26 protein-coding genes and 1 pseudogene are annotated in these 24,124 nt (G+C 69.9%); 14 read left to right on the plus strand and 13 right to left on the minus strand.

What is annotated here, in order from left to right:
* Positions 1-350 precede the first annotated feature (350 nt).
* Positions 351-1,643, plus strand: coding sequence for a TerD family protein (locus IF37_RS38870; RefSeq protein WP_253915587.1), 1,293 nt, complete (start codon positions 351-353; stop codon positions 1,641-1,643).
* A gap of 432 nt (positions 1,644-2,075) precedes the next feature.
* Here the strand turns inward: IF37_RS38870 and IF37_RS45425 are convergent.
* Positions 2,076-2,213 (minus strand): annotated as a pseudogene (locus IF37_RS45425) (site-specific integrase); the annotation flags it as partial.
* A 351-nt stretch (positions 2,214-2,564) separates the two neighbouring features.
* Between IF37_RS45425 and IF37_RS38875 the strand changes: the two are divergent.
* Positions 2,565-3,371: an IS5 family transposase gene (locus IF37_RS38875; RefSeq protein WP_106981688.1), complete on the plus strand. Its 807-nt coding sequence runs from the start codon at positions 2,565-2,567 to the stop codon at positions 3,369-3,371.
* Here the strand turns inward: IF37_RS38875 and IF37_RS0100885 are convergent.
* Entirely contained in the window at positions 3,313-3,819 is a 507-nt protein-coding gene (locus IF37_RS0100885; RefSeq protein ID WP_052844905.1) for a hypothetical protein, read from the minus strand. The genes IF37_RS38875 and IF37_RS0100885 overlap by 59 nt on opposite strands.
* A gap of 441 nt (positions 3,820-4,260) precedes the next feature.
* Between IF37_RS0100885 and IF37_RS0100890 the strand changes: the two genes are divergently transcribed.
* Positions 4,261-4,665, plus strand: coding sequence for a hypothetical protein (locus IF37_RS0100890; protein WP_030734435.1), 405 nt, complete (start codon positions 4,261-4,263; stop codon positions 4,663-4,665).
* Complete coding sequence (locus IF37_RS0100895) at positions 4,662-5,408, plus strand: hypothetical protein (RefSeq protein WP_030734438.1); 747 nt, start codon at positions 4,662-4,664, stop codon at positions 5,406-5,408. Before IF37_RS0100890 ends, IF37_RS0100895 begins: the two co-directional genes overlap by 4 nt.
* A 666-nt stretch (positions 5,409-6,074) precedes the next feature.
* Here IF37_RS0100895 and IF37_RS0100900 read toward each other — a convergent pair.
* The 7 genes from IF37_RS0100900 to IF37_RS0100930 all read right to left on the minus strand — a co-directional run bounded on the left by IF37_RS0100900 (position 6,075) and on the right by IF37_RS0100930 (position 12,966).
* The gene (locus IF37_RS0100900; protein WP_030734441.1) at positions 6,075-7,250 is read right to left on the minus strand and encodes a zinc-dependent alcohol dehydrogenase; all 1,176 of its coding nucleotides are present in this window, start codon (positions 7,248-7,250) and stop codon (positions 6,075-6,077) included.
* Positions 7,247-8,185 carry an SRPBCC family protein gene (locus tag IF37_RS0100905; protein WP_030734444.1) on the minus strand — a complete coding sequence of 313 codons (939 nt, stop codon included), beginning with the start codon at positions 8,183-8,185 and terminating at the stop codon, positions 7,247-7,249. Before IF37_RS0100905 ends, IF37_RS0100900 begins: the two co-directional genes overlap by 4 nt.
* Before the next feature lie 309 nt (positions 8,186-8,494).
* Complete coding sequence (locus IF37_RS0100910; protein ID WP_030734446.1) at positions 8,495-9,670, minus strand: glutathione-independent formaldehyde dehydrogenase; 1,176 nt, start codon at positions 9,668-9,670, stop codon at positions 8,495-8,497.
* 309 nt (positions 9,671-9,979) lie between these two features.
* Entirely contained in the window at positions 9,980-11,098 is a 1,119-nt protein-coding gene (locus IF37_RS0100915) for a hypothetical protein (protein WP_030734447.1), read from the minus strand.
* A 253-nt stretch (positions 11,099-11,351) separates the two neighbouring features.
* Positions 11,352-11,729: a hypothetical protein gene (locus tag IF37_RS0100920; RefSeq protein ID WP_030734450.1), complete on the minus strand. Its 378-nt coding sequence runs from the start codon at positions 11,727-11,729 to the stop codon at positions 11,352-11,354.
* Positions 11,726-12,385, minus strand: coding sequence for a hypothetical protein (locus IF37_RS0100925; protein ID WP_030734453.1), 660 nt, complete (start codon positions 12,383-12,385; stop codon positions 11,726-11,728). The genes IF37_RS0100920 and IF37_RS0100925 overlap by 4 nt, the downstream gene beginning before the upstream one ends.
* Entirely contained in the window at positions 12,376-12,966 is a 591-nt protein-coding gene (locus IF37_RS0100930) for an RNA polymerase sigma factor (protein WP_173456655.1), read from the minus strand. Before IF37_RS0100930 ends, IF37_RS0100925 begins: the two co-directional genes overlap by 10 nt.
* Positions 12,967-13,119: 153 nt before the next feature.
* Between IF37_RS0100930 and IF37_RS0100935 the strand changes: the two genes are divergently transcribed.
* The 8 genes from IF37_RS0100935 (at position 13,120) to IF37_RS0100970 (ending at position 18,318) form a co-directional block, all read left to right on the plus strand.
* The gene (locus tag IF37_RS0100935; RefSeq protein ID WP_030734460.1) at positions 13,120-13,608 is read left to right on the plus strand and encodes an Asp23/Gls24 family envelope stress response protein; all 489 of its coding nucleotides are present in this window, start codon (positions 13,120-13,122) and stop codon (positions 13,606-13,608) included.
* 80 nt (positions 13,609-13,688) lie between these two features.
* Positions 13,689-13,856 (plus strand): hypothetical protein, encoded by a 168-nt coding sequence (locus IF37_RS44780; protein ID WP_030173833.1) that lies wholly within the window; start codon positions 13,689-13,691, stop codon positions 13,854-13,856.
* Positions 13,853-14,260, plus strand: a complete 408-nt coding sequence (locus IF37_RS0100945) for an Asp23/Gls24 family envelope stress response protein (protein ID WP_030734463.1) — start codon at positions 13,853-13,855, stop codon at positions 14,258-14,260. Before IF37_RS44780 ends, IF37_RS0100945 begins: the two co-directional genes overlap by 4 nt.
* Positions 14,261-14,312: 52 nt before the next feature.
* Complete coding sequence (locus tag IF37_RS38880; RefSeq protein WP_030734465.1) at positions 14,313-14,999, plus strand: DUF6286 domain-containing protein; 687 nt, start codon at positions 14,313-14,315, stop codon at positions 14,997-14,999.
* Positions 15,000-15,027: 28 nt separating this feature from the next.
* Complete coding sequence (locus IF37_RS0100955; RefSeq protein ID WP_030734468.1) at positions 15,028-15,636, plus strand: hypothetical protein; 609 nt, start codon at positions 15,028-15,030, stop codon at positions 15,634-15,636.
* 369 nt (positions 15,637-16,005) lie between these two features.
* Positions 16,006-16,209 (plus strand): cold-shock protein, encoded by a 204-nt coding sequence (locus IF37_RS0100960; RefSeq protein WP_028799214.1) that lies wholly within the window; start codon positions 16,006-16,008, stop codon positions 16,207-16,209.
* Between the two features lie 181 nt (positions 16,210-16,390).
* Positions 16,391-17,881, plus strand: a complete 1,491-nt coding sequence (locus IF37_RS0100965; RefSeq protein WP_030734474.1) for a DEAD/DEAH box helicase — start codon at positions 16,391-16,393, stop codon at positions 17,879-17,881.
* 131 nt (positions 17,882-18,012) lie between these two features.
* The gene (locus tag IF37_RS0100970; protein ID WP_030734477.1) at positions 18,013-18,318 is read left to right on the plus strand and encodes a CBS domain-containing protein; all 306 of its coding nucleotides are present in this window, start codon (positions 18,013-18,015) and stop codon (positions 18,316-18,318) included.
* Between the two features lie 242 nt (positions 18,319-18,560).
* Here the strand turns inward: IF37_RS0100970 and IF37_RS0100980 are convergent, their stop codons facing one another.
* The gene (locus tag IF37_RS0100980; protein WP_030734480.1) at positions 18,561-18,935 is read right to left on the minus strand and encodes a hypothetical protein; all 375 of its coding nucleotides are present in this window, start codon (positions 18,933-18,935) and stop codon (positions 18,561-18,563) included.
* Positions 18,936-19,576: 641 nt separating this feature from the next.
* Between IF37_RS0100980 and IF37_RS0100985 the strand changes: the two genes are divergently transcribed.
* Positions 19,577-19,921 carry a MerR family transcriptional regulator gene (locus IF37_RS0100985; RefSeq protein ID WP_030734483.1) on the plus strand — a complete coding sequence of 115 codons (345 nt, stop codon included), beginning with the start codon at positions 19,577-19,579 and terminating at the stop codon, positions 19,919-19,921.
* Positions 19,922-20,177: 256 nt separating this feature from the next.
* Here IF37_RS0100985 and IF37_RS0100990 read toward each other — a convergent pair whose 3' ends face one another.
* Both IF37_RS0100990 and IF37_RS0100995 read right to left on the minus strand, forming a co-directional pair.
* On the minus strand, positions 20,178-21,185 hold the full coding sequence (locus IF37_RS0100990) for an HNH endonuclease domain-containing protein (RefSeq protein WP_030734486.1): 1,008 nt from the start codon (positions 21,183-21,185) through the stop codon (positions 20,178-20,180).
* Complete coding sequence (locus tag IF37_RS0100995) at positions 21,182-21,838, minus strand: bifunctional 2-polyprenyl-6-hydroxyphenol methylase/3-demethylubiquinol 3-O-methyltransferase UbiG (protein WP_079165482.1); 657 nt, start codon at positions 21,836-21,838, stop codon at positions 21,182-21,184. The genes IF37_RS0100990 and IF37_RS0100995 overlap by 4 nt, the downstream gene beginning before the upstream one ends.
* Positions 21,839-22,642: 804 nt before the next feature.
* On the opposite strand from IF37_RS0100995, the gene IF37_RS0101000 reads away from it, so the two are divergent.
* Complete coding sequence (locus IF37_RS0101000) at positions 22,643-23,191, plus strand: DUF4232 domain-containing protein (protein ID WP_030734492.1); 549 nt, start codon at positions 22,643-22,645, stop codon at positions 23,189-23,191.
* Between the two features lie 100 nt (positions 23,192-23,291).
* Here IF37_RS0101000 and IF37_RS0101005 read toward each other — a convergent pair.
* Positions 23,292-24,124, minus strand: an 833-nt coding sequence (locus tag IF37_RS0101005) for a zinc-ribbon domain-containing protein (RefSeq protein ID WP_367647021.1), incomplete at its 5' end; no start/stop codon positions are given.

The raw sequence follows: 24,124 nt of genomic DNA on the forward strand, positions 1-24,124 counted from the left end.
CTCTCGTATAGTCGCCCCGTCGGCCACGCAACTGGACCGGGCGCGCCGTCAGGCGGAACGGGCTCAGCAAAAGGCGGAGCGCGATGCCGCCATCGCTCAGTTGCGCGAGCTGAGGCGGCAGGTGACCAGCGTTCATCTGGAGTCCTTTCCCACCGCGCATCCACCCGTCATCCCGGATAACGCCCCAACTGAGCCTGTCCTGGGCGCTCGCCGAAGCCCGGACGTTCCATCTTCAGGGCGTAGGGCGGCTGGCACGCGCAGCGAAGGCTGCGGCCAGACAAAGGGCGGAACAGGACGCGCCCGCCTACCTGGCCGCCGAGACGGCGCGACTGCGAGAGATCCGCCATCAGTTGACGGACGACGCCGAACACTGGTGGCAAGCCCTGCTTGCCAATGACGAGGCCACCGTCTGCGAAGCGGTGAACACCGCCTTCTCGGACAGCCCGGCCGCCGGCTGTGCCGTAGGCGTGGACGGCGCGGTTCTGTCCGTCGTCGTGCGGCAACAGGAGCTCGACTCTATGCCCGGTCAGACGCCCGGGCTCACCCCCGCCGGACGCCCGACACTGAAGAACCTCACCAAGCGGGACCGCGTCCTGTGGTGGCTGACGTCCATGGGTTCCAACATCGTCGCCACGCTGAAGGAAGGCTTCGCCACGGCACCCGGCATCACCGCCATCGACCGCGCCATACTGACCCGCCTGCCCGACACCCAGCGCCTCGGCTTCGTGGCCTACGGCCGCTGGACGCGCCAGGCGATCGAGTCCACGCCCTGGCGGGAACCCGAGGACGCCCTGCGCTTCCAGGACATCGGGCAGGACGTCGCCTGCTCCGTCACCACCACCGCATCGGGCAATCTGTCCAGCTCGATCAAGTCGCTGGAGACCAGCCGCGTGCCCGGCTTCCAGGAGCTGCTCGACCATGCTCAGGACGAACCCGGCGCCGGCGAACCGTCACTCGCCGACCTCGACGTCACCCTCGGCGCGGGTACCCCGCCCGACGACAGGGCGCCACTCACCGATTCCTACCGGATCAAGCCGTTCGTCGAATGGAAGCAGGAGACGTCGGCAGGACCGCCTCCTGTACCCGTTACACCGCCCGCACTGCCTGCCTCGCTCATCCCCGGTCAAGCCCTGGTCCTGCCCGAGGACGCCTGGCAGGGGCTGCGCGCCGCGTTCAGCTTCGCCGGCGCGGACGCGGACCTCACCCTCTTCCTGACCGGGGAGGACGGCCGGGTGGCGGCTGACAAAGACTTCGTATTCTACAACCAGCCCTGCTCTGCGGACGGTGCCGCACGGCTTCTGGGCAAGCGGCAGGAGGGTTCCTTTTTCGTCGAACGCGCCACCATTCACCTGGCTGTTCTGCCCGAGCGAGTGCGCCGCGTCGCCATCGCCATCAACATGGACGTCGACACGGGCCTGAACTGCGGCGCTCTCACCCACGCCGCCTTGCACATGGACTACGTGACCGGGGCCGCATGGGCTTTTCAGCCCTCCGCCAACCCGGAGATCCGAGCGATGATCGTCGCCGAGTTGTATCGGCACACCGTTGACGGCCTACCCGCCTGGAAGCTACGGGCCCTCGGTCAAGGATGGGCAGACGGCCTCGACGGCCTCACCCGCGCCTACGGAGTCGACGTCGAATGACAGCCGGAAGCCGACCCCACCTACGCAACCGCAACCACGCATGTCCTGGGCCCGACGCCTGGATCCGGGATCCTCCCAATGTCCGTCGCTCCGTCCCGCAGACCAATGGCTCCGGCGCCGTGCCCATAGCGTGCCCGTAAGGACGGAAACCTACGGTCAGCGGTGCAATCCGACCCGCACGACCGCCTCAAGGACCAAATATCTGCGCTAATCAGGGCCCACGGGACCTGCCCAAGCGCCGTCGCTTCCCAAGCTGAGAGCGCGAGTTCGATTCTCGTCACCCGCTCCATGAGAAACCCCCTGGTCAGAGACTTGGGGGGTTGTTTGTTGTCTAGACCGGTTGGCGGGCTGCGCACCACATCCGCACCACAAGCGGCGGCTAGCTGCCGGTGGGCTTCTCCTTGTGATGCGCGCAGTTGTCGGTGTGGTGCTTCGCACGCGCTCCTCGTCGGAGTGCTGGTAGATCAGCGCGGCTTTCTCGGAGGACTGCCCGGCACGGACCATCGTGTCCTTGAGGGTGGCGCCGGAACGGGTCGACAGCGTGTGTCCGGTGTGACGAAGGTCGTAGAAAGCCATCTGACGCAGGCAGCAGGCTCCCCAGTCGAACCCGCGCAGCACCTTCCGGGTGGTCCGTGTCCCGATTGAGTGTCTAACTGGCTGTTCTCTATCCGCTCGGCTGATCGGCGGGGTTCGAACAGGGGCCTGGTTCGGGTGAGTCGGCCGGTGCGGACGCATGGAAGAAGGGCCTCTTGGTAGCTCGCGGATGTCGAGTCCAGCGAGGAGCAAGAGGCCCTGTTGTCGAAGTGTCGCGTGGTCATGGGTGCCGGGTCCAGTCCGTCCACTCCTGGGTGTGACTGTCTCGCCCACAGGTTCGGGAACGCGGCCGACCGGCCGGGGCGTCGGCCCCGGTACGGCTCGGACATGAGCGATGCTGAGTGGGTTCTGGTGCGGGATCTGCTGCCGGTTCCTGGATGGCTGGCGGGCCGGGGCGGGCGGCCGGAGGGCTACTGCCACCGGCAGATGATCGACGCGGTGCGCTACCTCGTGGACAACGGCATCAAGTGGCGGGCGATGCCGTCGGACTTCCCGCCCTGGCCACGGGTGTATGCCTTCTTCGCCCGCTGGCGGGACACGGGATTGATCGCCGAGCTGCACGACCGGCTGCGCGGTGCCGTCCGCAGGGCTGAGGGCCGTGATGAGGAGCCGAGTGCGGCGGTCATCGACTCGCAGTCGGTGAAGGCGGACGCCACCGTCGCCCTCACCTCGCGGGGCTTCGACGCCGGGAAGAAGATCAATGGACGCAAGCGGCACCTGCTCACCGACACCCTCGGACTGCTGCTGTCCGTGCGGGTCACGCCGGCGTCCGCGACCGACCGGGACGCCGCCCGGACCCTGCTGTCGGCGGCGACTGGCTGCTTCCGGCGGCTTTCACGGGTCTGGGCCGACGGCGGCTACACCGGCCACCTCGTCGACTGGGCCACCGCGCACCTCGGACTCGTCCTGGACGTCGTCCGCCGCAGTGACGACGTCCAGGGCTTTCAGGTGCTGCCCCGCCGCTGGGTGGTGGAGAGATCTTTCGCCTGGTTCCTGCGCAGCCGGCGCCTGGTCCGTGACTACGAACGGCGCACCGACACCAGCGAAGCCGTCATCCTGTGGTCGATGACCACCCTCATGAGCCGCCGCCTGGCCGCCCGGCAGCAGAGCCCTGATCCGCTGCGGGCAGCGTGAACCTGCCCGGTTTGACTTCGACCAGCCAGCCCCGTTCCACCAGTCTCTTCAGCCGCGCCCTCGCACCCTCGACGCGGGAGGCGGACGCACTGTCCCATCCCAGCACCACCGCCGCCCGCCGGGCGCCGAGCCCGTCGCCTCCCGCCTCCAGGGCGGCGGCCATCAACGCCTGGTAGTCCACCGACAACTCCTCGGTTCCGGAGGCTTTGTCCCGGTGGGGCACCGCCCGGCGCGGCCCCACCGGCTTCTTCTGCGGTGCTCTGCCGACCACCACGGCGGGCGCCTCCTCCTCGGCCAGCGCCTCCAGATACTGCTCCAGGCCGATCACCCGGCACCTGAGCGCCTCTTCGGCCTCCGCCAGAGCCGCTCGCACCCGCTCCAACTCGGCTTCGAGTTCCTCCACCCGCACCGCCGCGGCCTTCTGCCGCGTTTCCAACACCGCCCGCATCGACGGCATCCGCCACCCCCACGACGTCTCGATCAGCAACGGACCGAGACTCCCTCGCCAGCCGCCATGTCATGCCGGACCAGCGGAAACCGCACACGAGGTTCGGAAAGAGAACGACCTCTAACTGCGTGACAACGCAGACGAACAGCGGCGGACATCCGCGGACGCCTGCGGACCGTTGCACCAGGTGAGAGCCAGATCAGCCCAAGGCAGCGCCCCCACCCAAGTTGCTTGGGGACGAAGGAGTCGAAGCGACCGGGGGCAACCGCCTAGCTGCGAACACGCCTTCAACAGAGGTTTTCGGTCAGCACCCTGCATTGCCCAGCCCCTGCTATGGCATGGCCAGTACAGTCAATCGGCTCGGGCGCACGCAGCGACCCCAACTAGGTCGCACCGCCCTGCACGAGCGCGCCATCCACCAGCCGAAGGGGGAACCGTCTTATGTACGAAGAAGCAGTCATGGCCGTGAGTACAGGAGCTGCCAGCGGAGTCCTCTCCTACCTGCTCCAAGGCCAGGCCGACGCTTTGCGCACTCGGATTTCGTCTATCTTCCGTCGCGGTGGCAACCCTCAAGAGGAGGCCGCTGCCCTACAGGTACTGAACGAGCAGGTGGCAGCCCTGGCCCGGCATGAAATCACGGGACGCACTGTCACAGACGCGTGGACCGAACTACTTGCCGCCTTTCTCCAGGCTCACCCCGACGCCCGAGCCGACATCGAGGAACTCAAGACGACGGCACCGACGAAGACGGTCAACATCGGCTCACAGCACAACCACGGTTCTGGGGCCTTCATCGGCAGCGACCACTACGGCGACATCAACATCAACACCCGAGACGGCCGATGACCACCGACGAGGCGGCGCTTCCAGAACAACACCACGTCCAGATCAATTCCGGCAACGGGGCCTTTGTCGGCCGCGACCACCACGGTGACATCAACATTCATCACGAGATCGACCCGCAGACCAGGGTCACGCTCACGAAAATTGGGAGGATCGCGCCTGGGCTGTCCCAGATGCTCGAACAGGCCCTGCGAGACGGCGTCATCTCCCCTGAAACGGCAAGCCAGCTCTCCTTGGCCGCCCGGAGTATCAACGAGGACGTCGCCGGCCAGATCTCGCGCGCTTCCCGGAGTATCAACGAAGACGTCGCTGGCCTACTCGGTCATGCAAGCAAGAGCATCAACGAAGACGTCGCCCACCAACTGAGTCTCGCCGCGGAACAGCTGGCCAGCGCCTCCAAGAAGCTCGACTTTGACAAGCTCGACCACATGGTCAGGCGCCTGGAAGGGCTTCTCGACCCCCAAGGCAGCGACAATCTGCACAGGGTTGCCACCCGGCTGGAGGGCAGTCTGAACGAGCTCAGCGAGGCAACGCACCGGGTTGGAAATCTGAAGGGGCACAGCCCTCAGACGGGCAAGCTAGAGCACGTGACCATATCGCTCGCTGAGATTGCGAGGCGCGTAGAGGCAAGGGTTACCCCACCCCCGCCGGTGGTTCTGCCCGACTGGGAAGGGCGGTGGCGTTGGCTTGGCATAGGCGTCCTTCTTGGGATCGCCATAGCGATCGTGGTCGTGACCTACACGTAGCGCGAAGGGCCGTGACGGACTCACTTGTGGTCTCGATCACGGGACCCAAGTCGCTGGGAGAAGACTGGGAGAAGAGCTTCTCCCGGAGACGCCGACCTGGGCGGGAGCAAGCACTCAGCCACGCACGGCTCGGTCGTCATGCAGGTCCAGACTTGTCAGTCATCCCCCTGCGTCGCGGTTCTGTACACGTGCGATGTCCGCGCGGCGTGTCCGCTTGGCGCTCTACCCACATATTCCAGCCGACCACACCCTGAGGCGTAGCAGAGCGTCGCTACCAGAGGGGGAGGCATGGCGAAGCGTCGAAGGCCGCAGCCCAGGGACAGTCGCGGCCGATTCACCAAGACCGGGATACCGATCTGGCTCGGCATCGTGGTGATCACCGTGTTGATCTACGCCTACGCTCGTTAGCAATCGTTCGGAACACCAAGCTGAGAGCGCGAGTTTGGTTCTCGTCACCCGCTCCAACACGGACCCCCAGGTCCGAGACCCGGGGGTTGTTTGTTGGCCGGACCACTGTGCGTGGTTCAGCCCAGCCGCCCCATCGCGTTGTCGCTCCTCGTCGGAGTGCCGGTAGAGCAGGTGGATCAGCGTGATCGGCGTCGACGCCCCGGGCCGGAGGCCGGCCGGTTCTTCCGGGCGTATGGAGCCGGTTCGTCGGTGTTGCCCTCACGGCTTGAGGACGACCTTCTCGCAGTGGTCCTTCTTGTTCTTGAACAGGTCGTAGCCGGTCGGCGCATCGGTCAGGGGCAGCCGGTGGGTGATGACCCGGGTGGGGTCGATGCTGCCCTGCCCGATCAGGCCCAGCAGCGGCTTCATGTACTTGTGCACGTGGCACTGCCCGGTGCGCAGGGTCAGGGACCTGTTCATCCAGGCACCCGCCGGGAACTTGTCGATCAGTCCGCCGTAGACGCCGATGACCGACACCACGCCGCCGCTGCGACAGGACAGGATGGCCTGGCGCAGGGCGTGCGGCCGGTCGGTCTCGGAGCGGACCGCCTGCTTGGCGCGGTCGTAGAGGTTGACGTGGGAGGCGCCGTGGGTGGCCTCCAGGCCGACCGCGTCGATGCACTTGTCGGGGCCCCGGCCGCCGGTGAGTTCGAGCAGGGCGGACCGTACGTCGGTGTTCTCGAAGTTGATGGTGGTGTAGCCCTGGGCGGCGGCCATGTCGAGCCGGTAGGTCTCCTTGTCGATCGCGATGACCTTCTCCGCGCCCAGGACCCGGGCGCTGTCCATGGCGAACTGGCCGACCGGACCGGCGCCCCAGACGGCGACGACGTCGCCTTCCCGGATGTCGCACATGTCGGCGCCCATGTACCCGGTCGGCAGGATGTCGGACAGGAACAGCACCTGCTCGTCGGTGAGGTCCGACTCGATCTTGAGGGCGTTGGCGTCGGCGAGGACCACGCGGGCGTACTCGGCCTGGCCGCCGGCGAAGCCGCCGGTGAGGTGGGAGTAGCCGTAGATGCCGGCGGTGGGGTGGCCGAAGAACTTCTCCGAGATGCCGGCGTTGGGGTTGGTGTTCTCGCAGCACGAGTACAGCTCCGCGCGGCAGGACGCGCAGGCGCCGCAGGCGATGGGGAAGGGCACGACGACCCGGTCCCCGACGCGCAGTTTGCCGTCGGTGATGCCGGGGCCGACCTCGACGACCTCTCCCATGAACTCGTGGCCCATGATGTCGCCCTTCTGCATGGTGGGGACGTAGCCGTCGAGCAGATGGAGGTCGGAGCCGCAGATCGCCGTCGAGGTGATCTTCACGATGGCGTCGCGGCTGTTCAGGATCGACGGGTCCGGAACGTCCTGCACCTCGACCGAGTTGCGTCCCGTCCAGCAGTTCGCCTTCATGCCAGGGCCTCCTTCAGTTCGTCCTCGGTCAGCGGTCGGGCCGGGTGCTGCGGGAACTCTCCGCGGGCCCGCTTGCCGCCGGGTGCGCCCTCGGAGCGGACGACCTCGCCGGTCTCCGCGATCTGCTTGAAGCGGCGCAGGTCGTCGTCCAGCTGCTGGTGCGGTTCCTCGCCGAAGTAGCGCGCCACGGCCTGGCCCAGCGCCCCGCCGGGCAGGTCGTAGCGCAGGGTCACCCGGATCTCCGTGCCCCGGCCGCCGGGGGCGGGCTCGAAGCGGACCTCGCCGGAGTTGTCGATGTCGGCGCCGTCCACCGACCGCCAGGCGATCAGCCGGCCGGCGACCTCCTCCGTGGTCTCGGCGTCCCATTCGACCGCCTTGCCGAACGGCGCGCCGGCCCGCCAGTGACTGGTGCGCGGGCCGGTGACGCGCACCTCTTCCAGGTGCGCCATGAAGTCCGGCAGCCGCTCCAGGTCCCTCCAGAGGGCGTATACCTCGTCCGGGGGCCGGCTGACGGAGGTGGCCGCGGTCAGTTCCATGGGGGTGCTCCTACGGGTGCGGGTCACGGCCGCGTAGACGTCCGTGACGGTGAGGGCGGTGACCGCGGCGGTCGCGGCGACGGTGCGGCCCAGGCCGCGGCCGTTGTGGTTCCTCAGGGCCCGGGTCAGCATCGTCAGATCCATGAGGTCGCCGCCGACGCGGCCCCAGAGCCAGGCCGGATGCGGCCGGCCCAGCAGCCCGGTCGCCGCCGCCAGCTCGCGTACCCCGACGGCGGTCGTGGCCGAGCGGTGCCGGAAGGCGTCGCCCACGCCCAGGGCCCGCGCGAAGCCCGCTGGGGCGACGACCTGCGGTACGCCCAGGAACGCACTGGCCCAGCCGAGGCCCCGGACGAGTGGATCGTGCCGGAGGCGGGAGGTGGAACGGGTGTCTGTCTTCATGAGGGCTCCCCACGTGCGGTGAGGTGAACGGATGGCGGGCCGCTTGAGCGAGAAGGTGAAAGGCGCGGAGTGGCCGACGGCGGAGTGGACAACGGCGGCGGGGTTTCCGCGTGGACCGCGACCAATCCTCGACTTCTGTCACCCGCCGGCGTCGCAGTGGTGAGCCGGACACGGTTGATTCGGCACTGCCGGGTACGACAGGAGCGCAGGCGGCAGTCGCCCGTCCGACCCCGGCCGGAGCCGGGGTCGGACGCCACTCGCCGACCGGCCCGGTCTCGGGTGAGCAGGCGGGCGGCGGCCCTGTGCTCCCTACCGCTTGTGGCCGTTGCCGTGTCCGTCGGGGTGCAGGACGACCTTGGTCCAGCCCTCGTCACGGGCGTCGAAGTGCTCGTAGGCGGTGGGGGCCTCGTCCAGGCTGAGTTCGTGGGAGACGACGAAGCTCGGCTCCGCCTTCCCTCCGGCGATCAGATCCCGCAGCGCCCGGTTGTACCTCTTCACCGGCGCCTGCCCGGTCCCCATGTGCTGGCCCTTGAACCACATCTTTCCGAAGTCGATCGGGACCTTGCCCTGGGCCTCCAGCTCTCCCTGGGCCTCCGCGCCACCGGGGTCCTGGGGCAGGAACACGCCCACCACGCCGATGTCGCCCGTGAACCTGACCGAGTCGATCAGGCCGTTGAGCGTGAGGCTGGCGTCCTCGTGCCCCTGGGGGTCGTGCGCCTGATAGCCGACGCATTCGCAGCCGTTGTCGGCGCCCAGTCCGAGGGTGGCCTCCTTGACGACCTCCGCCGGGTTCTGCTCGGCGGTGTTGATCGGGATGGCCCCGATCTCCTCCGCCTTGCGCAGCCGGTCGGGCTGGTGGTCGGCCGTCCAGACGCGGCCGGCGCCCTTGAGGAGGGCGGAGTAGGTCGCCATCAGCCCGACGGGACCGGCACCGAAGACGATGGTCTGGTCGCCCGGCTTGACGTGGGCCATCTCGGTGGCGTGGTAGCCGGTCGGGAAGATGTCGGCGAGCATCACGTAGTCGGTCTGCCGCTCGGCGGCGTCCTCGCCCAGACGCAGCGCGTTGAAGTCGCCGTAGGGCACGCGCAGCAGCTCCGCCTGGCCGCCCCTGTACGGGCCCATGTCGGCGAATCCATAGGCGGCTCCCGCCAGGTCCGGTTCCGGCTGCATGGTCAGGCAGTAGTTGGTCAGACCCCGCTCGCACTGCTTGCAGAACCCGCAGGCGATGTTGAAGGGCAGGACCACGTACTCGCCGACCCGGACCTTGCGGACGGCCGAGCCGACGTCCACAACCTGGCCCATGTTCTCGTGTCCCAGGGTGCGGCCGGACTCGAACGAGGTGCGGCCCTCGTACATGTGCAGGTCCGAACCGCAGATGTTGGTGGTGGTGATCTTGACGATGATGTCGCAGGGATGGTCGATCTTCGCGTCCGGTACGTCCTTCACTGTGACCGTTCGCGGTCCTTCGTATACCGCTGCTTTCATGATGACTTCCCTTGATGTCGCGGCATGACCGCGGCACGGCTTCGATGGGACGGCGCGAAGAGCCTGGCTCTCGGAAGTTGCTCTGACGGGGTCCGTGGCTCCGGCACGCCTCTGCGGGCCGTTCACCCGGAGCAGGTGGAACGGTGGTTCCGCCGCCGGCCTGCTCGGCGGAGCTTCGGCGTTCCGGCGGTGTGCGGTGCGGGTCCCCGTCGGCATGCGACGTGAAACGGCCCTTCATCGATCGATCAGCGGTTCTTCCGTACTCGGACGGCCACCGGTGCGAGGCACGTCTCCGACTCGGGCCACCGGCTAGTCGTCGTGGTCGTCCGCCAGCATGCGGCGACGTTCCTGTTCGCGCTTGGAGTAGGCGGCTGCCCGGATCGCCTCGTCGCTCTCCAGGCCCGATCCCAGCGCGCCGCCCACCGTGGCGACCGAAGCGACGAACCAGGACAGCGTCCAGTACTCCGTGGCGTGCAGCGGCGTTCGTGTCGTGGAAGCGAACAGCCGGTCGTTGAGGATGAACAGCGCCCACACCAGGTTGATGACCATCAGGCCCGCGTAGCAGACGGTCACCCCGATACCCACGGTCACGATCGTCGAGGCGTTGTAGAGAGCCGCCCTCTTCCTCGCCTCCGGCGAGACCTCATCCGTTCGATGCCACAGGTTCGCGTCCACGATCAGCCAGCCGATCATGAGCGCGACAGATCCGACCGTGGCGATCACCAGGCGAGGCGTGCTCAGGGAGGTGGCCAGGTTCCAGATGGTGGAGTTCACGGTGGCGACCGCTCCCGTGGCGAGGGCGGCCGCCAGGGCTTTCGACAGACCCGGCACCAACCGCCACGGCCGGTTGGCGCGGACCATACCGCCGAGGACCCTCAGGTAACCGCCCGGCCCGCTGACGACGTACCGCAGATCGGCGGTCTCCTCCTCACCGATCGGGCCCGGGTGAATGGGCGCAAGACGACTGACGAAGCGTCCCAGCGACTGGCGCCGCGGAGGTTCCCCGGCTCCGGTGGCCCGCTGACTCGCCAAGCTGAGCACGGTCTCCTCCACCGCCCGCAGGGCCCTTCCGCGGAACCGCAGACCTCCCAGCGCCGGAAGGGACAGCAGTGCCAGGCCGAACTCATGGCTCAGATCCACCACGAGCTTGCGCCCGTGCGAGTGCAGCGGAAGATCGGTGAGGGCGACGACGATGTCCCAATGCTCCGCACGCCTGCGGTCCATGATCCGGCGCGTCAGCGTCGACAGGTCCTCGGTCCCCGCGGTGAACGGCTCGCTGACCACCTCGACGTCGAACCGCCGCCCCTGGCCCGACCTGTCGGCGAGCCGAGCGGGAAGCACCCGGGCCATGCGCTGCGCGATCTCCGTCGGCGCGTCCGGATCCGCCAGGAGAGCCACGACCGTAACGCCCTGCGACGACTCCCGCATGACCGGACCCTTCTCGTCGGCTGCCCCGGCGCTCACCAGTGCCCCCAGGATGCCCGTGCGACAACAAGGGCGCCCCCTGACACGCTGCCCCCGTCGGCGGGCGAACCGGGACAGGAACCACTGCCTCGGTGCAAGGCTCCGCCACGGTGATCGATCACCGGACAACGGACGCACGCCGTACGCACGCCTGTTTGCGGGCAGCGTCTTCGAAAGCCCGCGGAAGCGGCACCGGTTGCCCGCCGGACAGCCGGTCTCACGCCCCGTCGTACCGGGTGGCGATACGGGTCACGGTGACCTCGACGGTGACCGGCTCCACCGCGTCGAGGGCGGTGAGGTGGGAGATGACGGCGGCCTCCACCCGGTCGTGGACGTTCCGGGCGACGTCCAGTGCCCGCCGGCCCTCGGCCAGGACGCAGCGCACCTCGATGTGCCATCCCGATCCGCCCGGCGCCCGGTCGGCGCGGACACCCGCCTCGGGCGCCGTGCCGTACGGCGTGGCGTCGGTCGGGGTGGGCGCGGCGGCTGCCGCGAGGCGACGGGAGAGACGGGGTTGCAGGCCCGTCACGCCGGGAACCGCGAGGGCCGCCTCGGCCGCGACGCCGAGGAGGGTGGCTGTGCGGACGACGGTCATGACGGACCACCGCCGGGCGGGAGGAGCGGCTCCGGCTCCAGGACGTCGGTCACGGTGATGTCGACGGCCGTCACGGCGAGACCCAGGTCCTGTACGGCCGAGTGGAGGACGGATCGGCGCACCTGGCGGACCCGGTCGGGCAACGGGCCGTCGAGAGCGGCGGCCAGGGTCATGGTCACCCGCACATCGGTGCCTTCGCCCTCGGGTACGAGTCGGCAGGTCGCGACCCTGACACCGGGGACCGTGTCCCCGGCCTGCCGCAATACCCTCGCCGCGGCGCTCTCCGAGATCCGCAGGTCCCGGTCCGGGTCGGCCAGAGGCAGCAGCCGCCCGAGCCGTACCTCTGCTCTGACGATGTTCATGACGCGGTCGGCGAGTGCGTGGAGGCCGGGAGCCTCGGCGCACAGCGCCCGGGTGGCCGCGCTCACCGTGGCCAGTCCCTCGACGGCCTCGCCGCAGTGTGGACAGGAGACGGTGTGCGGGTCGGCGGCCGGTGCCGCGTCCCGGGCCTGTTCCCAGACCCGGCTGAGCAGTCGGCCGCAGGGCAGTACCTCGTCCCCTGCGAACGGCGGGGAGTCAGCGGCGGCCGGGCCGGTACCGGGCCCGTCGGCTCCGGGGGGTTCGCAAGGCCGCGCGTGCGGGTCGTCTAGCGCCATGGGCCCATCGCCTCCTGGAGGGATCGGCGTGCCCTGAACAGTCTGCCCCGCACCGTCTGTTCGCTGGTCCGCGTCACGTGGGCGATCTCCTTGTAGGACAGGCCATGCACTTCTCTCAGGATCCAGCAGAGCCGCTGGCCGGCGTCCAGTTCGGCGAGCGCGTGAGACAGGGCGGCGGTGGCCGCGTCCCGCTCGGCGGACCGGGCGGGCTGGCTCCAGGCGTCTCCCGCGGCGGGCTCGACGACGGTGTCCAGGGAGACGGGCGGCGGTCGGCGCCGGCGCATGGTCAGGCAGCGGTTGACGGTGATCCGGTACATCCAGGTACGGAACTCCGCGCTGTGACGGTATTCCGGCAGTCGACGCCAGGCACTGACGAAGGCGTCCTGTACCGCCTCCTCGGCGTCCTGGGGGTTGCCGAGCATGCAGCGGGCCAGGGAAAGGAGGGCTCGGCCGTGCCGTCGGACGAGAACGGCGAAGGAGTCCTCGTCCCCCTCGGCCGCCCGTACGGCCAGCAGCCGGTCCGGCAGGTCGCGTTCCAAGAGGCCGCGATGCGGCGATGGGGATACAGCGCGTTCCATCATGGCGCCCCCGCACAAGGCTCGGAGCGTCCGGGTACCCGAGAGGCCGTTCACAAAGCACGTCGCACTCAGCGCGTGAGACATCCGCCGCCCCGGATGTCCAACATATCGACGGACACCACACCGGTGTCCGACCTATCGATCGAGGCGACCGCCATGACGGAGAACATCACCAGCGTCGGCGGGGGCAACCGGCCGGATGCGGGCGTGAGCGCGCTGAAGGGCCGTACCGGGGCCGGTGCTCCGGCCGAGACACGGGGGAGGACCACCATCGCGGACGGCGTGGTGGCCAAGATCGCGGGCATGGCCGCCCGCGAGGTACCGGGCATCTTCAGCCTGGGAGCGGGGATGGCCCGCGCCTTCGGCGCCATGCGGGAACGCGTCCCCGGCGGAGGGGGAGGCGGAGCCGTCACGCGCGGAGTGAAGGTCGAGGTCGGCGAGCGCGAGGCGGCGGTCGACCTGGACGTCGTCGTCGAGTACGGCGTCTCCATCGTGGACGTCGCCGGGGGCGTACGCACCAATGTCATCAACGCCGTGGAGCGGATGACGGGGCTGGAGGTCGTCGAGGTGAACATCGCCGTCGACGACGTCCATCTCCCCGACGAGGAGGAACAGGCCGAACCGGACGAGGGTCGCGTCAAGTGATCCACCACCGTGTCCTGTGCGGGCGCGGGTGATCGCGCGGACGGCGGCACACGTACGTCCGCGAGACGGGTGAGTGCGATATGAACGCGGGAACGACCGGCCTCGCGGCCGGCATGGCCCTGGGCTTCGCCGGTTACTTCGGTGGCTTCTGGGCATTTCTGCTGGTCCTCTTCCTGGGTGCGGCGGGGCTGATCGTCGGTCTCGTCGTGCAGGGCGACCTCGACGTCCGGACCCGGAGGCAGCGGTGAAGACCCGGCCGGGGTCCCCCGGCGCGGGGTCGGGCCCACCGGCGCGGACCACCGGCCTGCCGCCCCCTGCCGAGCGGGGCGCCACCGTCATCCCGGACCGGGTGGTCGCCCGTATCGCCGCCCAGGCCGCACGCACGGCGCAGACCCGGCGCGCCGCCGTACCGCCCGACCGGGGCAGCCCGGAGGCGCCCCGCGCCTCCGCCGCCGTCCGTACCGGTTCGGTGCGCCTGCATCTGACCATGGATCTGCCCTACCCCATCGACATCCCCCGGGTGTGCGAGCGGATCCAGCGGGACGTCGCCGGAAAAGTGGCCCAGCTGACCGGCCTGCGGGTGGGAGAGGTCGTCCTCACCGTCCGGCGGTTGATGACCGCCGCCGACACGAGCCGGGGACGGGTCCGGTGAGCGGCCACGCGGCCCGGCCCGCCGGGCACGCGGTGGAGGAAGGTGCCCCGTGATGACACCCGGCCCCGGCCCTTCCGGCCGCGACTCCACGCCGTCCGCGTCGCGTGCCGCGGTCCCGCCGGCGAAGGAGCACGAACCCCCCGAACGCGACGTGTCCGGCCCGGACCCCGCGTCCGGTGGGCGCGACGCAGGGCACCGGTCCCACCGGCCGTGGTCCGCGCGCCGCGTCCCGGCCGCGCTGGTCGCCTCGGTGATCCTCGTGGCGGCGGTCGCCGCGCTGGTCGATGTCATCGCCGTCCGGGCGGGGCACCCGGCCGCGGCCTGGCGACGTCACCTGGCCGACGAACTGGCCACCCGCTCCGTGGACGACGTGTGGATGCTCACGGGAGCCGCCGTGGCCGCTGCCGTCGGCGTCTGGCTGATCGTCCTGGCCCTCACCCCCGGGCTACGCCACCGGCTGCCCCAGCGCTGCCCCGCCGGCTGTCCGCGGCTGCGGGCCTCCTTGGGCCGCGACGGCGCCGCCGGCCTGCTGCGGGACGCCGCCCTGCGGGTCCCCGGAGTCGGCGCGGCGCGCATCCGGGTGCGCCGTCACCGCATCACAGCGCGCGCGGACGTCCGCTTCCGTGACCCCCGACAGGTGAAGGACGACCTCACCACCGTCCTCGACGAGGAACGCGACCGGCTGGCCCTCGCCCGTCCTCCCCGCATCGTCGTACGGGTGCGGCAACGCACCGGCTGACCGACAACCGCAGCACCGGGAGTCCGCCATGACGTCGCGATCCGCACTCAACCGCACTCTGCTGGTCCTCGCCGGACTGGTCCTGCTCGGCGGCGGGCTGCTGGTCCTCTTCGCCGGGCTCGACCTCTACCGGCGACACGATCTGACCCCGCCCGCGGGCTGGCCCCTGATCACCCCGGACGACGTCCTGCTCGGCTCCGCCGACCGGGCCCGCTGGAGCGGCCAGGGCTGGTGGTGGTGGCCCGCGGTCATCGCCGCCCTCGCCCTCGCCGCCCTGCTCGCCCTGTGGTGGCTGCTCGCCCAGCTGAGCCGACGCCGCCCCGGAGGGTTGCCCGTCGGCGGCACACCACCGCAGGAAGGGGTCGAACTGCGCGACCGCGCGCTCGGCGACGCGATCGCGGCCGAAGCCGGTGCCCTGCCGGGGATCGAGCGTGCGGCCGTACGCATCACCGGCCGGCCTGCCCATCCCCGCGCCCACGTCACGCTCACCCTTACCCCTGAGGGCGCGCCCGGCGCCGCTCTCTGTGCCCTCTGCGAAGGTCCGATCAGCACCGCTCGCCGGTCCACCGGCCTCCCCGACCTGTACGCCGACGTCCGCCTCCAGGTCGCCCGCCACACACCACACCGCGTGGAGTGAGACCTTCATTGCGGTATGGGAGTCCCGGGCGCGTTCGCCGTCGTACCGCCCGCCGACGGCGGTGGCAGCGGCACCCGCCCCGTCGAGGGAGGTCACAGGGGTGCGGGCGGAAGCGCACGGCAGGAAGGCCACGCCTGCGGAGAGCAATATCTGTTTCCGTGAAATGAGAAATAGGTGTGGGGTATGACGAGTATTCCTCGGCCGCCCGGCGGAGTGGAATTATCGACCGCGCAAGGCCGGTCGCACCGTGCTACTGTCGTCATCAGTTGCAGGTGTGGTTGCCAGAAGGTTTTTCCGACGGCCGATCATCACGGCGACACGGAATGCGCACAGGGCGCATTCCTGACACCGCCCCGAAGGAGAAACAACATGGCTACTGGCACTGTGAAGTGGTTCAACGCGGAAAAGGGCTTCGGCTTCATCGAGCAGGACGGCGGCGGCGCCGACGTCTTCGCCCACTACTCGAACATCGCCACCCAGGGCTTCCGCGAGCTGCTGGAAGGCCAGAAGGTGTCGTTCGACATCGCGCAGGGCCAGAAGGGCCCGACGGCCGAGAACATCGTTCCCGCCTGACGCACCGGCACTGCCGCACACTTCGCGACTGGGGCCCGCACCTTGGGGTGCGGGCCCCAGCTCGTTTCGCTCCCAGGGTGATTCGCCCCTGCCATTTTCCGGCCCGTTCTCGCGATTCTCTGCGCCGCTCGTTCCGCTGCGGAAATTCCTTGATACGTGCCCGCATCGAGGAAGGTTCCGCATGAACCGCACCCGTACCAGTCGCGCACGCGGCAATCGCACATACGACCGCTCCGGAGGAAGCGCCGCCGCGGGCCGCTCCGGCGTTCCGCGGCGCTCCACCGGTTACGGAAACCGGCAGCCCGCGGGAGGCGAGTTCGCGCCGCCGAAGACGGTCACGCCCGCGTTGCCCGCTGTCGAGGCGTTCGCCGATCTCGACCTGCCGGCGCCGTTGCTGACCACGCTCGGCCACGAAGGGGTGACCGTGCCGTTCCCGATCCAGGCGGCCACCCTGCCGAACTCCCTGGCCGGCCGCGACGTGCTCGGCCGCGGCCGCACCGGGTCGGGCAAGACCCTCGCCTTCGGCCTCGCGACACTGGCCCGTACGGCGGGCCTGCGCGCCGAGCCGCGCCGGCCCCTGGCGCTGATCCTCGTCCCCACCCGTGAGCTGGCCCAGCAGGTCACCGACGCGCTCGCTCCCTACGCCCGCTCCGTGAACCTGCGGCTCGCCACCGTCGTCGGCGGAATGTCCATCGGCAGGCAGGCCGGTGCGCTGCGCGCCGGCGCGGAGGTGGTCGTAGCGACGCCCGGTCGACTCAAGGACCTCATCGACCGGGGCGACTGCCGGCTCGACGACGTCGGCATCACGGTGCTCGACGAGGCCGACCAGATGACCGACATGGGCTTCATGCCCCAGGTCACCGCCCTGCTGGACCAGGTGCGGCCGGAAGGCCAGCGGATGCTGTTCTCGGCCACCCTGGACCGCAACGTCGACCTGCTGGTCCGCCGCTACCTGACCGACCCGGTGGTGCACTCCGTCGACCCCTCGGCCGGTGCCGTCACCACGATGGAGCACCACGTACTCCATGTGCACGACGCGGACAAGCACCGCACGACCACCGAGATCGCGGCCCGGGACGGCCGGGTCATCATGTTCCTGGACACCAAGAACGCCGTGGACCGGCTGACCAAGCACCTGCTGAACAGCGGTGTCCGCGCCGCGGCCCTGCACGGTGGCCGGTCCCAGCCGCAGCGCACCCGGACCCTGGCGCAGTTCAAGAACGGTCACGTCACCGTCCTGGTGGCCACCAACGTCGCGGCCCGCGGCATCCACGTCGACAGCCTCGACCTGGTCGTCAACGTGGATCCGCCCAGCGACCACAAGGACTACCTGCACCGTGGCGGCCGTACGGCCCGCGCCGGGGAGTCCGGCAGCGTCGTCACCCTCGTCACCCCCGGCCAGCGCCGCGGCATGACCCGGCTCATGGCGTCGGCCGGCATCACCCCGCGCGTCACCCCGGTCCGCTCGGGCGAGGCGGAACTGAGCCGGATCACAGGCGCCCAGGCGCCCTCCGGGATTCCCGTGGTCATCACCGTGCCCGTCGTGGAACGCACCCGCCGCGCCTCCGCGCCGTCCCGGGACCGCCGGGGCCGCAACGGCCAGGGCCGACCCGTCGGCGCGGGAGCGCGCCGACGGGCACAGCGGCTGCCCGGGAAGGACTCGGCTGCCTGAGACCGGCGCGGTCCCCGGCGCTCCTTGGCCTCCCGCAAGCCGCCGCGGTCTCCCGGGGCCGCGAGGGCAGCCACGCAGATCATCCCTTACCGAAGGAGACACCCTTGAGGCCAGTGCGGACGCAGCACCGTATGCCGGACCCCGCTCCCGTGACCGCGGTCGAGGACATCGAAGGGCACGGCCCTCGGGTGAGTGACGACATGACCGTCGAGGTGGCCCTGGCCGTCATGGCGGGTGCCCGGGTCGAGTACCTGACCGTGTGCGACGGGGACGACGAGAGCACAGGCTTGGTCACCCGGGCCGGACTCGCCGTGGTCCGCGGCAGTCGCGCTTACACGGACCGGATCCGTCTGCGGGACGTCCGCGACGGACCGCTGCCCTCGCCCGGCGTCGGCGGGTACGGCCCGGTTGCGGGCGCACCCGCCCTCTCGTACTGAGTCCGCTTCACCTGGCACGACCGCCCCGAGGGCGCGCCCGTGGGCGTGGGTGGACCCGCTGCACTCCGAACCGCGTCCGCACTCCTCGGCGGCGCCGGCCCCAGGGCAGTAGATGACGGGCGGGAGACCGCCCTCGGGATCCCGGTGGGGGCCCTGCCGACGCGCGTCGGCAGGGCCCCCACCGCTGTGTCGCCGTCCGCTCGGAAGCCGGCCGGGGGGGGCAGCGGGGCGGCGACGGCGTCTCACCGGTCGAAGTGGATGAGATCCCCTACGGTCCATGCGCTGACGTCCTTGATGGCGACTCGGTACATGCCACCCGTCTCCGGGATCCCGAGGCTGCCCTGAAGGATCCGGGCGAGATGGAAGTGCAGATGCGTGGGCGCCTCACCGCGACCGGGCCGGTTCCCTCGCGGACCGCGGGCGAAGACCTCCGAGAACGGGCCGAGACGGTCCGAGTCCTTCAGGACCTCCGCCACCCGCTCCCTCCATACGGCCTCGGGAGCGAGCCGGCCGGTGATGACGGCGCCACCGACGACCACGGTCAGCGACATCTGATTGCTTCGCTCGGTCTCCACCGCGGCGGAGATGGCGACGAGCAGCTCATCAGGGTTCGACATGACAGCAGAGCTTATGCGGCCCACGGCTCGGATCAGGAACCGCCCGTGGGGCCGAAGCGGTCGCGCACTCGGCAGAAGGCGGTTTCCGCCAACCGGCGAGACCCGGTCGCGGCAGACTCCTGCCTCCACCAGAAGACTGAATCTACTTTTGCATGAGTAGATTTTCGCTTCTGCCGTGTGTATGGTTCTTCTCGTAGACATGGTCGACGAGACCCGCCAGACACGAACTGGCGGGTGGCTGAATACGAAGTACGCAGGTCAGTGCGGCTCTCGGGCCTCGAAGCCAGAGTGTTCCCAGAAGGTGACGGGACAGAGAGCCGCACTGGGCGGCTCGCACCTCGAGGAGCTGCCGACAGCAGTACCGGTTCACTCAGTGATTGGTTCAGAGAGGAACGGAGGAGCAGACGCCATCAGGATCGCCCGGTCCGAGAAGCCCTCGGCCCGGGTACCGCAAGACCCCGGAATGGATGGTGGTCCCCGGTCAAGCAGCTGCGATCCCCCCGCACCCCCCTCTGCCGGGCCGGGTAGCGGAAACAGAAGGTCGGCACAGCAGTAGGGCCGACAGATGGTGTTCAATTTCCTTCGGGGCCCTGGTGCCGTACGGCACCAGGGCCCCTCGACGCGTTGCACAGCGAGGTGACATGACATCGGACAACCCACTGAATGATCGTCTGGACGACGACGACTACCCCGCATACACGATGGGCCGGGCGGCCGAGATGATCGGCGCCACCCCGGCCTTCCTCCGGGCCATCGGCGAGGCCCGTCTGATCACTCCGCTCCGCTCGGAGGGAGGACATCGCCGGTACTCCCGCTACCAACTGCGGATCGCCGCGCGCGCCCGCGAGCTCGTCGACAAGGGGACTCCGATCGAGGCGGCGTGCCGCATCGTCATCCTCGAGGACCAGCTCGAGGAAGCGCAGCGCATCAACGCCGAGTACCGCCGTGCCGCCAGCGAATCGGCGGGCAGTGTCGGCGCCGGCTGAACACGTGGGCTCGGGCCGTGACCGGAACGCCGTCTGGCCGAAGGAGTGCCGCGCGCACAGCAATCAGCCGCCTGACGTCAGAGAAGGGGTACGTCGCGGCTGGGGCGGTCGGCTGATCACTCGCGCCAAAGCAGCTCCAGCCCAACCGCAGTAGAAGCAGGCCGTGATCGAACTCCTGAAGCGGTGCTCATGTGTCGCGATCACTTCTGAGCCATGCACGCCGCCCGTAATCGGCCCAGGACCCCCGGGGTCGGAATCAGACTGCCGTCTGCACCGCTGCCAGGAACTCGGTCCACGAGGACGCCTTCCGGCCGGGCAGCGTCAGGCTGAGTTGCAGTGTGCGGCGCAGAGGATGGGGGGACTGCATGATTGCGTCATTCCGGGCCGCGAGGCGGGCGAGTTCGGCCGGGGTAGGCAGTCGGTCGCTCTTGGCTCCGTTGCAGGTTGCATGTGCGGGGGCAAGGTTCCACAGGGCGTCCAGATCCGGACCGTGCCAGGAGCCGACGCTGTCCAAGCGACGCATCAGGGAGAACGGGAAGACGTGGTCGACGGCTACGGCTTCCCCCGGGGCCAGAACATCGCTACAGATCAGGCAGCGGCCGTGTTGAAAGCCGACCGTGGCGTCAACAATGCCGGTCACCGAGCGGCGTCGGCGTTTGTCGGTGATCTTAAGGGTGTCCCAGTCGACCGTGACACCCTCCTCGACGAGGCTGCGCCCGACGCCGGCGGCGAAGGAGCTCTCAACGATGCTCCAGCGCGCGCCCAACTCCGCGGCAAGGCCTGGGCCTTGTTCCGACTGGGCCAGCCGGAGCAGGTCAGGAGTCAGGCGCACGACACGCTGCCGTCCCGTCCCTGCCAGCTCGTAGAAGGTGTGGGGCACCGCAGTTTCACCGCGAAGATTGTGGAACTTCTGCATCACCATCGTCGGTATGGAACGCACTGCGGCTGCCAGCAGACGCTCGGTGGGTCGGCCGGCCTCCAGCGTCGCGGCTCTCTCCCGCTCAGCGACGGTGAGGAAGTCCTTCTCGCCCAGCTCCACCGTCTGCGGCGCCTGCGGGTCCTGGGCCAAATGTTGCACCAGGCCCAGGCTGTAGGCAGCGGCGAGCTCGGCAAGGGAGATCTCCTCTCGCCCGGTCCGCCCGAACTCCAGCAGGGCCTGCCCGAGAGCGAACTTGTAGGTGCGCGAGTTGGCCCCCATCAACACTGCCAACCGCCACGACGCGCGCGCCGAGGAATCCTGGGTGTAGAACTCGCGCCCGCTCACTCGCCCCCCTTGCGCAGGACAACCGTCTGCCACCGCACCTCGGCCCGGCCGAGCCGGTCCGCGCCCTCGTCTACCAGTCGCACCAACCGCAGCGCCTGCCGCTCACCGTCCCGCACGACCTCCTCCGCGGGCACATCGAACATCACCCGGTCTGTCGGCGGGACTCCGCGCCGAAGCGAGATGACCAGCAGACCCGCCGGAGCCAGCAGCGTGGCCAGCCGCTCCATCGCCTGCCCACGCTCGACCGGCGCCAGGTGCATCCACACTGCCGACAGCAGCACCAGCTCGAAAGGCCCTTGCAGGTTGGCCAGTGCGGGCAGCGAGTCCTCGACCCAACGGACGTCCTCACACGGGTTGAGGCTCTGCGCGACCTCCCAAAGCTCATGGACCGGCTCCGCCGCCACCACTTGGTAACCGCGCCGTGCGAGTGCCACGGCGTCCCGCCCAGTGCCAGCACCTACGTCCAGCACCTTCGCCGGCGCGGGCGGAAGCAGATCCAACATCCCGCCATGCACGTCCTCGAAGGTGACGCTCCCGTACCTCTGCCCCAGTGATGCGGCGCGCTGCGCGTAGTAAGGCTGGACGCCCGCAGCGGGCTGGCCCACCGCCGACGACTCGCCGAGGTGAGGGAGGTTCTCGCCTGTACCAACCATGGCCTCAAGCTACGGGACCGCACCGACAACGGCCGACGTATCAAGGCGAAGGGTGGGTGCGGAGTTCGGTTCTCGTCACCCGCTCCATGCGTAACGCCCAGCCAGACGCCTGGACTTTGGCTGACTGCGCAGGTACGGGCACTTCGGCCAGGCCGTTTCGCGGCTGTGGGCGTTGGCTTCCTGTGCCTACAGGGCGGCCCGGTCCTCAAGCCTTCCCGGCCACTGTCGGCGCACTCGAACAGCGGGGTGCGTACACGTACCGCTGACTCGCGTCGGCAGCAGTGCGGTGGGTGGGTGTCGGAACCGTTCACGTTGAACTCCGGGGATGGGTGGGACACGGCTTGTCCGTGGCAGACCGCACCTTCCGCTACGCGATGCCTAGCCGCGCAACCCCCGCCCCGCGAAGAACGTCCGTCGCACGCCTGCTCGGTCACGCGGGGCTCCCTGTCGTCCTGCCTTGGGTCTGCCCTTCGCTCCTCGGTCGGCGTTGCCCGTTCCGCGTTCCGTTCGGCGTTCCAGAGGAGTTGAGTATCCGCAGGTCATGTGTGGTTCGGGCGTTCCAGCGTTCCGGAAAGGCCGTGGGGGATGGCGGATGGGACGGGGCTCGGCACAGGCTTGGGACATCCGGGCACGGCGCCTCACCGGAGGCGGTGTTCGGGTCTGGTCGACTCCGTTCGCGGGGCGCGGCGCGTGTTTCGGGCGCCGTCCACGTGTGTTCCTTCCCGTACGGCCACAACTCGGCCTACCGGCATGGTTCGCAAACGGAAGTCCAGCCTCCGTATCGATCGAGAAAGCAGTCCCTTCATGCGTATCACCACTCGTTTCGCCTCCCGTACGGCCGCCTCCTCCCTGGTCGTCGCCGCCGCTCTCGCCCTCGTCGGCGTCCAGGCCGCCGGGCAGACGGCCTCCGCCGCCACCAAGCGGGCCGCCACGGTCGTCACCTGCACCGCGGCGAACACCGCGCTGTCCGTCACCGAGGCGCCCCGCCCGATCAACCACCTGCTGCTCAAGGCCACCAACACCGGCACCCAGCCCTGCTACGCCTACAGCGCCCCCTACCTGAGGGCCGGCGCCGACGCCCAGGCCCCGCTGCCGTGGGCGCCGGAGACGACGCCGCAGGCCGTGGTGGTGCTGAAGCCCGGTGAGTCCGCGTACGCCGGCATCCTGACCTACTCCCCCGACGGCGAGGGCGGCGGTACCGAGAAGACCCTCGGTGTGATCTTCGCCGACGGGAAGGACAACCCGGCCGGCAAGGAGAAGACCCTGAAGCTGCCGAACGACGGTGTCTTCTTCAATAGCGCCGCCACCGTCACCTACTGGCAGGACAACCCGCAGGACGCCCTCTCCTGGTAGTCGCCGTCTGGCGTACCAGCGCACAGCCGCCGTCCGGCCGTACCGGGCGTCCCCCTGCGCCGAGGGGGACGCCCGGTACGGCGGCGGTGGCGCGTGCGGCTCAGGTTCGTTCGAAGAACTCCACCTCCGCCAGGGCCACATGGCGGTCCGGGGCCAGGGCGGTTGCCGTGCGGAGGACCAGGCGGACCTTCGTCACGTCGCTGATGCCGGTGGGGATGGTCTGGGAGCCCGGTTTGTCGGCGAGGGTGAGTCGCTTGTGGTGCTGCTCGCCGTCCTCCGTCGTCACCTCCAGGTCCATCTCGAGCGCGCGGGCCTCGCCGGCGTACTCCTGCGGGGACTTCGACGCTCCGTTGGTGATGATCACGTCGACCAGCCGGAACGGCTTGCGGAAGGTGTAGGTGATCGAGGCGCCCGGCGCGGGTGAGCCCCAGTAGCGGTTGCTCAGCCCGTCCGTCGTGTTCGCCGCCGGGTGCCGGGGGACCTCGGCGGAAGCCTCGACGCTCACCGGGGTGACGGCCTTCGGCTTGCCCATCTTGTCCCGGGTGTCCTCGATCAGGGCACGTCCGGCCGGCAGGAGCAGGAAGCCGCCCACGCACAGTGCCGCCACCACGGCCAGGATCACCAGGAGCCGCACGCCCCGGCCCGAACTCGCCCGCACCCGGCGGCGCAGCGGCCAGACGGTCCGCCACCACGGCAGCGGAGCGGCTTGCGCGGTCGTCTTCAGCGGCGTCGCGCAGCGTCGGCAGAACCGGCGGCCCGGCGCGTTGGGCGTGCCGCAGGAGGGACACGGCGTCCCCGCCACCTCGTCCGGCACCGCCACGGGGCGTACGACGGGGCGCGGGGCCACCGGCTTGGCGGGCTGTACGGGCAGGACGGGATCCGGCGCCGGTGCCTGGGGGGCCCGGGGGGTGGTGGGCGGGATGGCGGGTGGAC

This window comes from Streptomyces sp. NRRL S-31, assembly GCF_000718775.1.
Classification (GTDB): Bacteria; Actinomycetota; Actinomycetes; order Streptomycetales; family Streptomycetaceae; genus Streptomyces.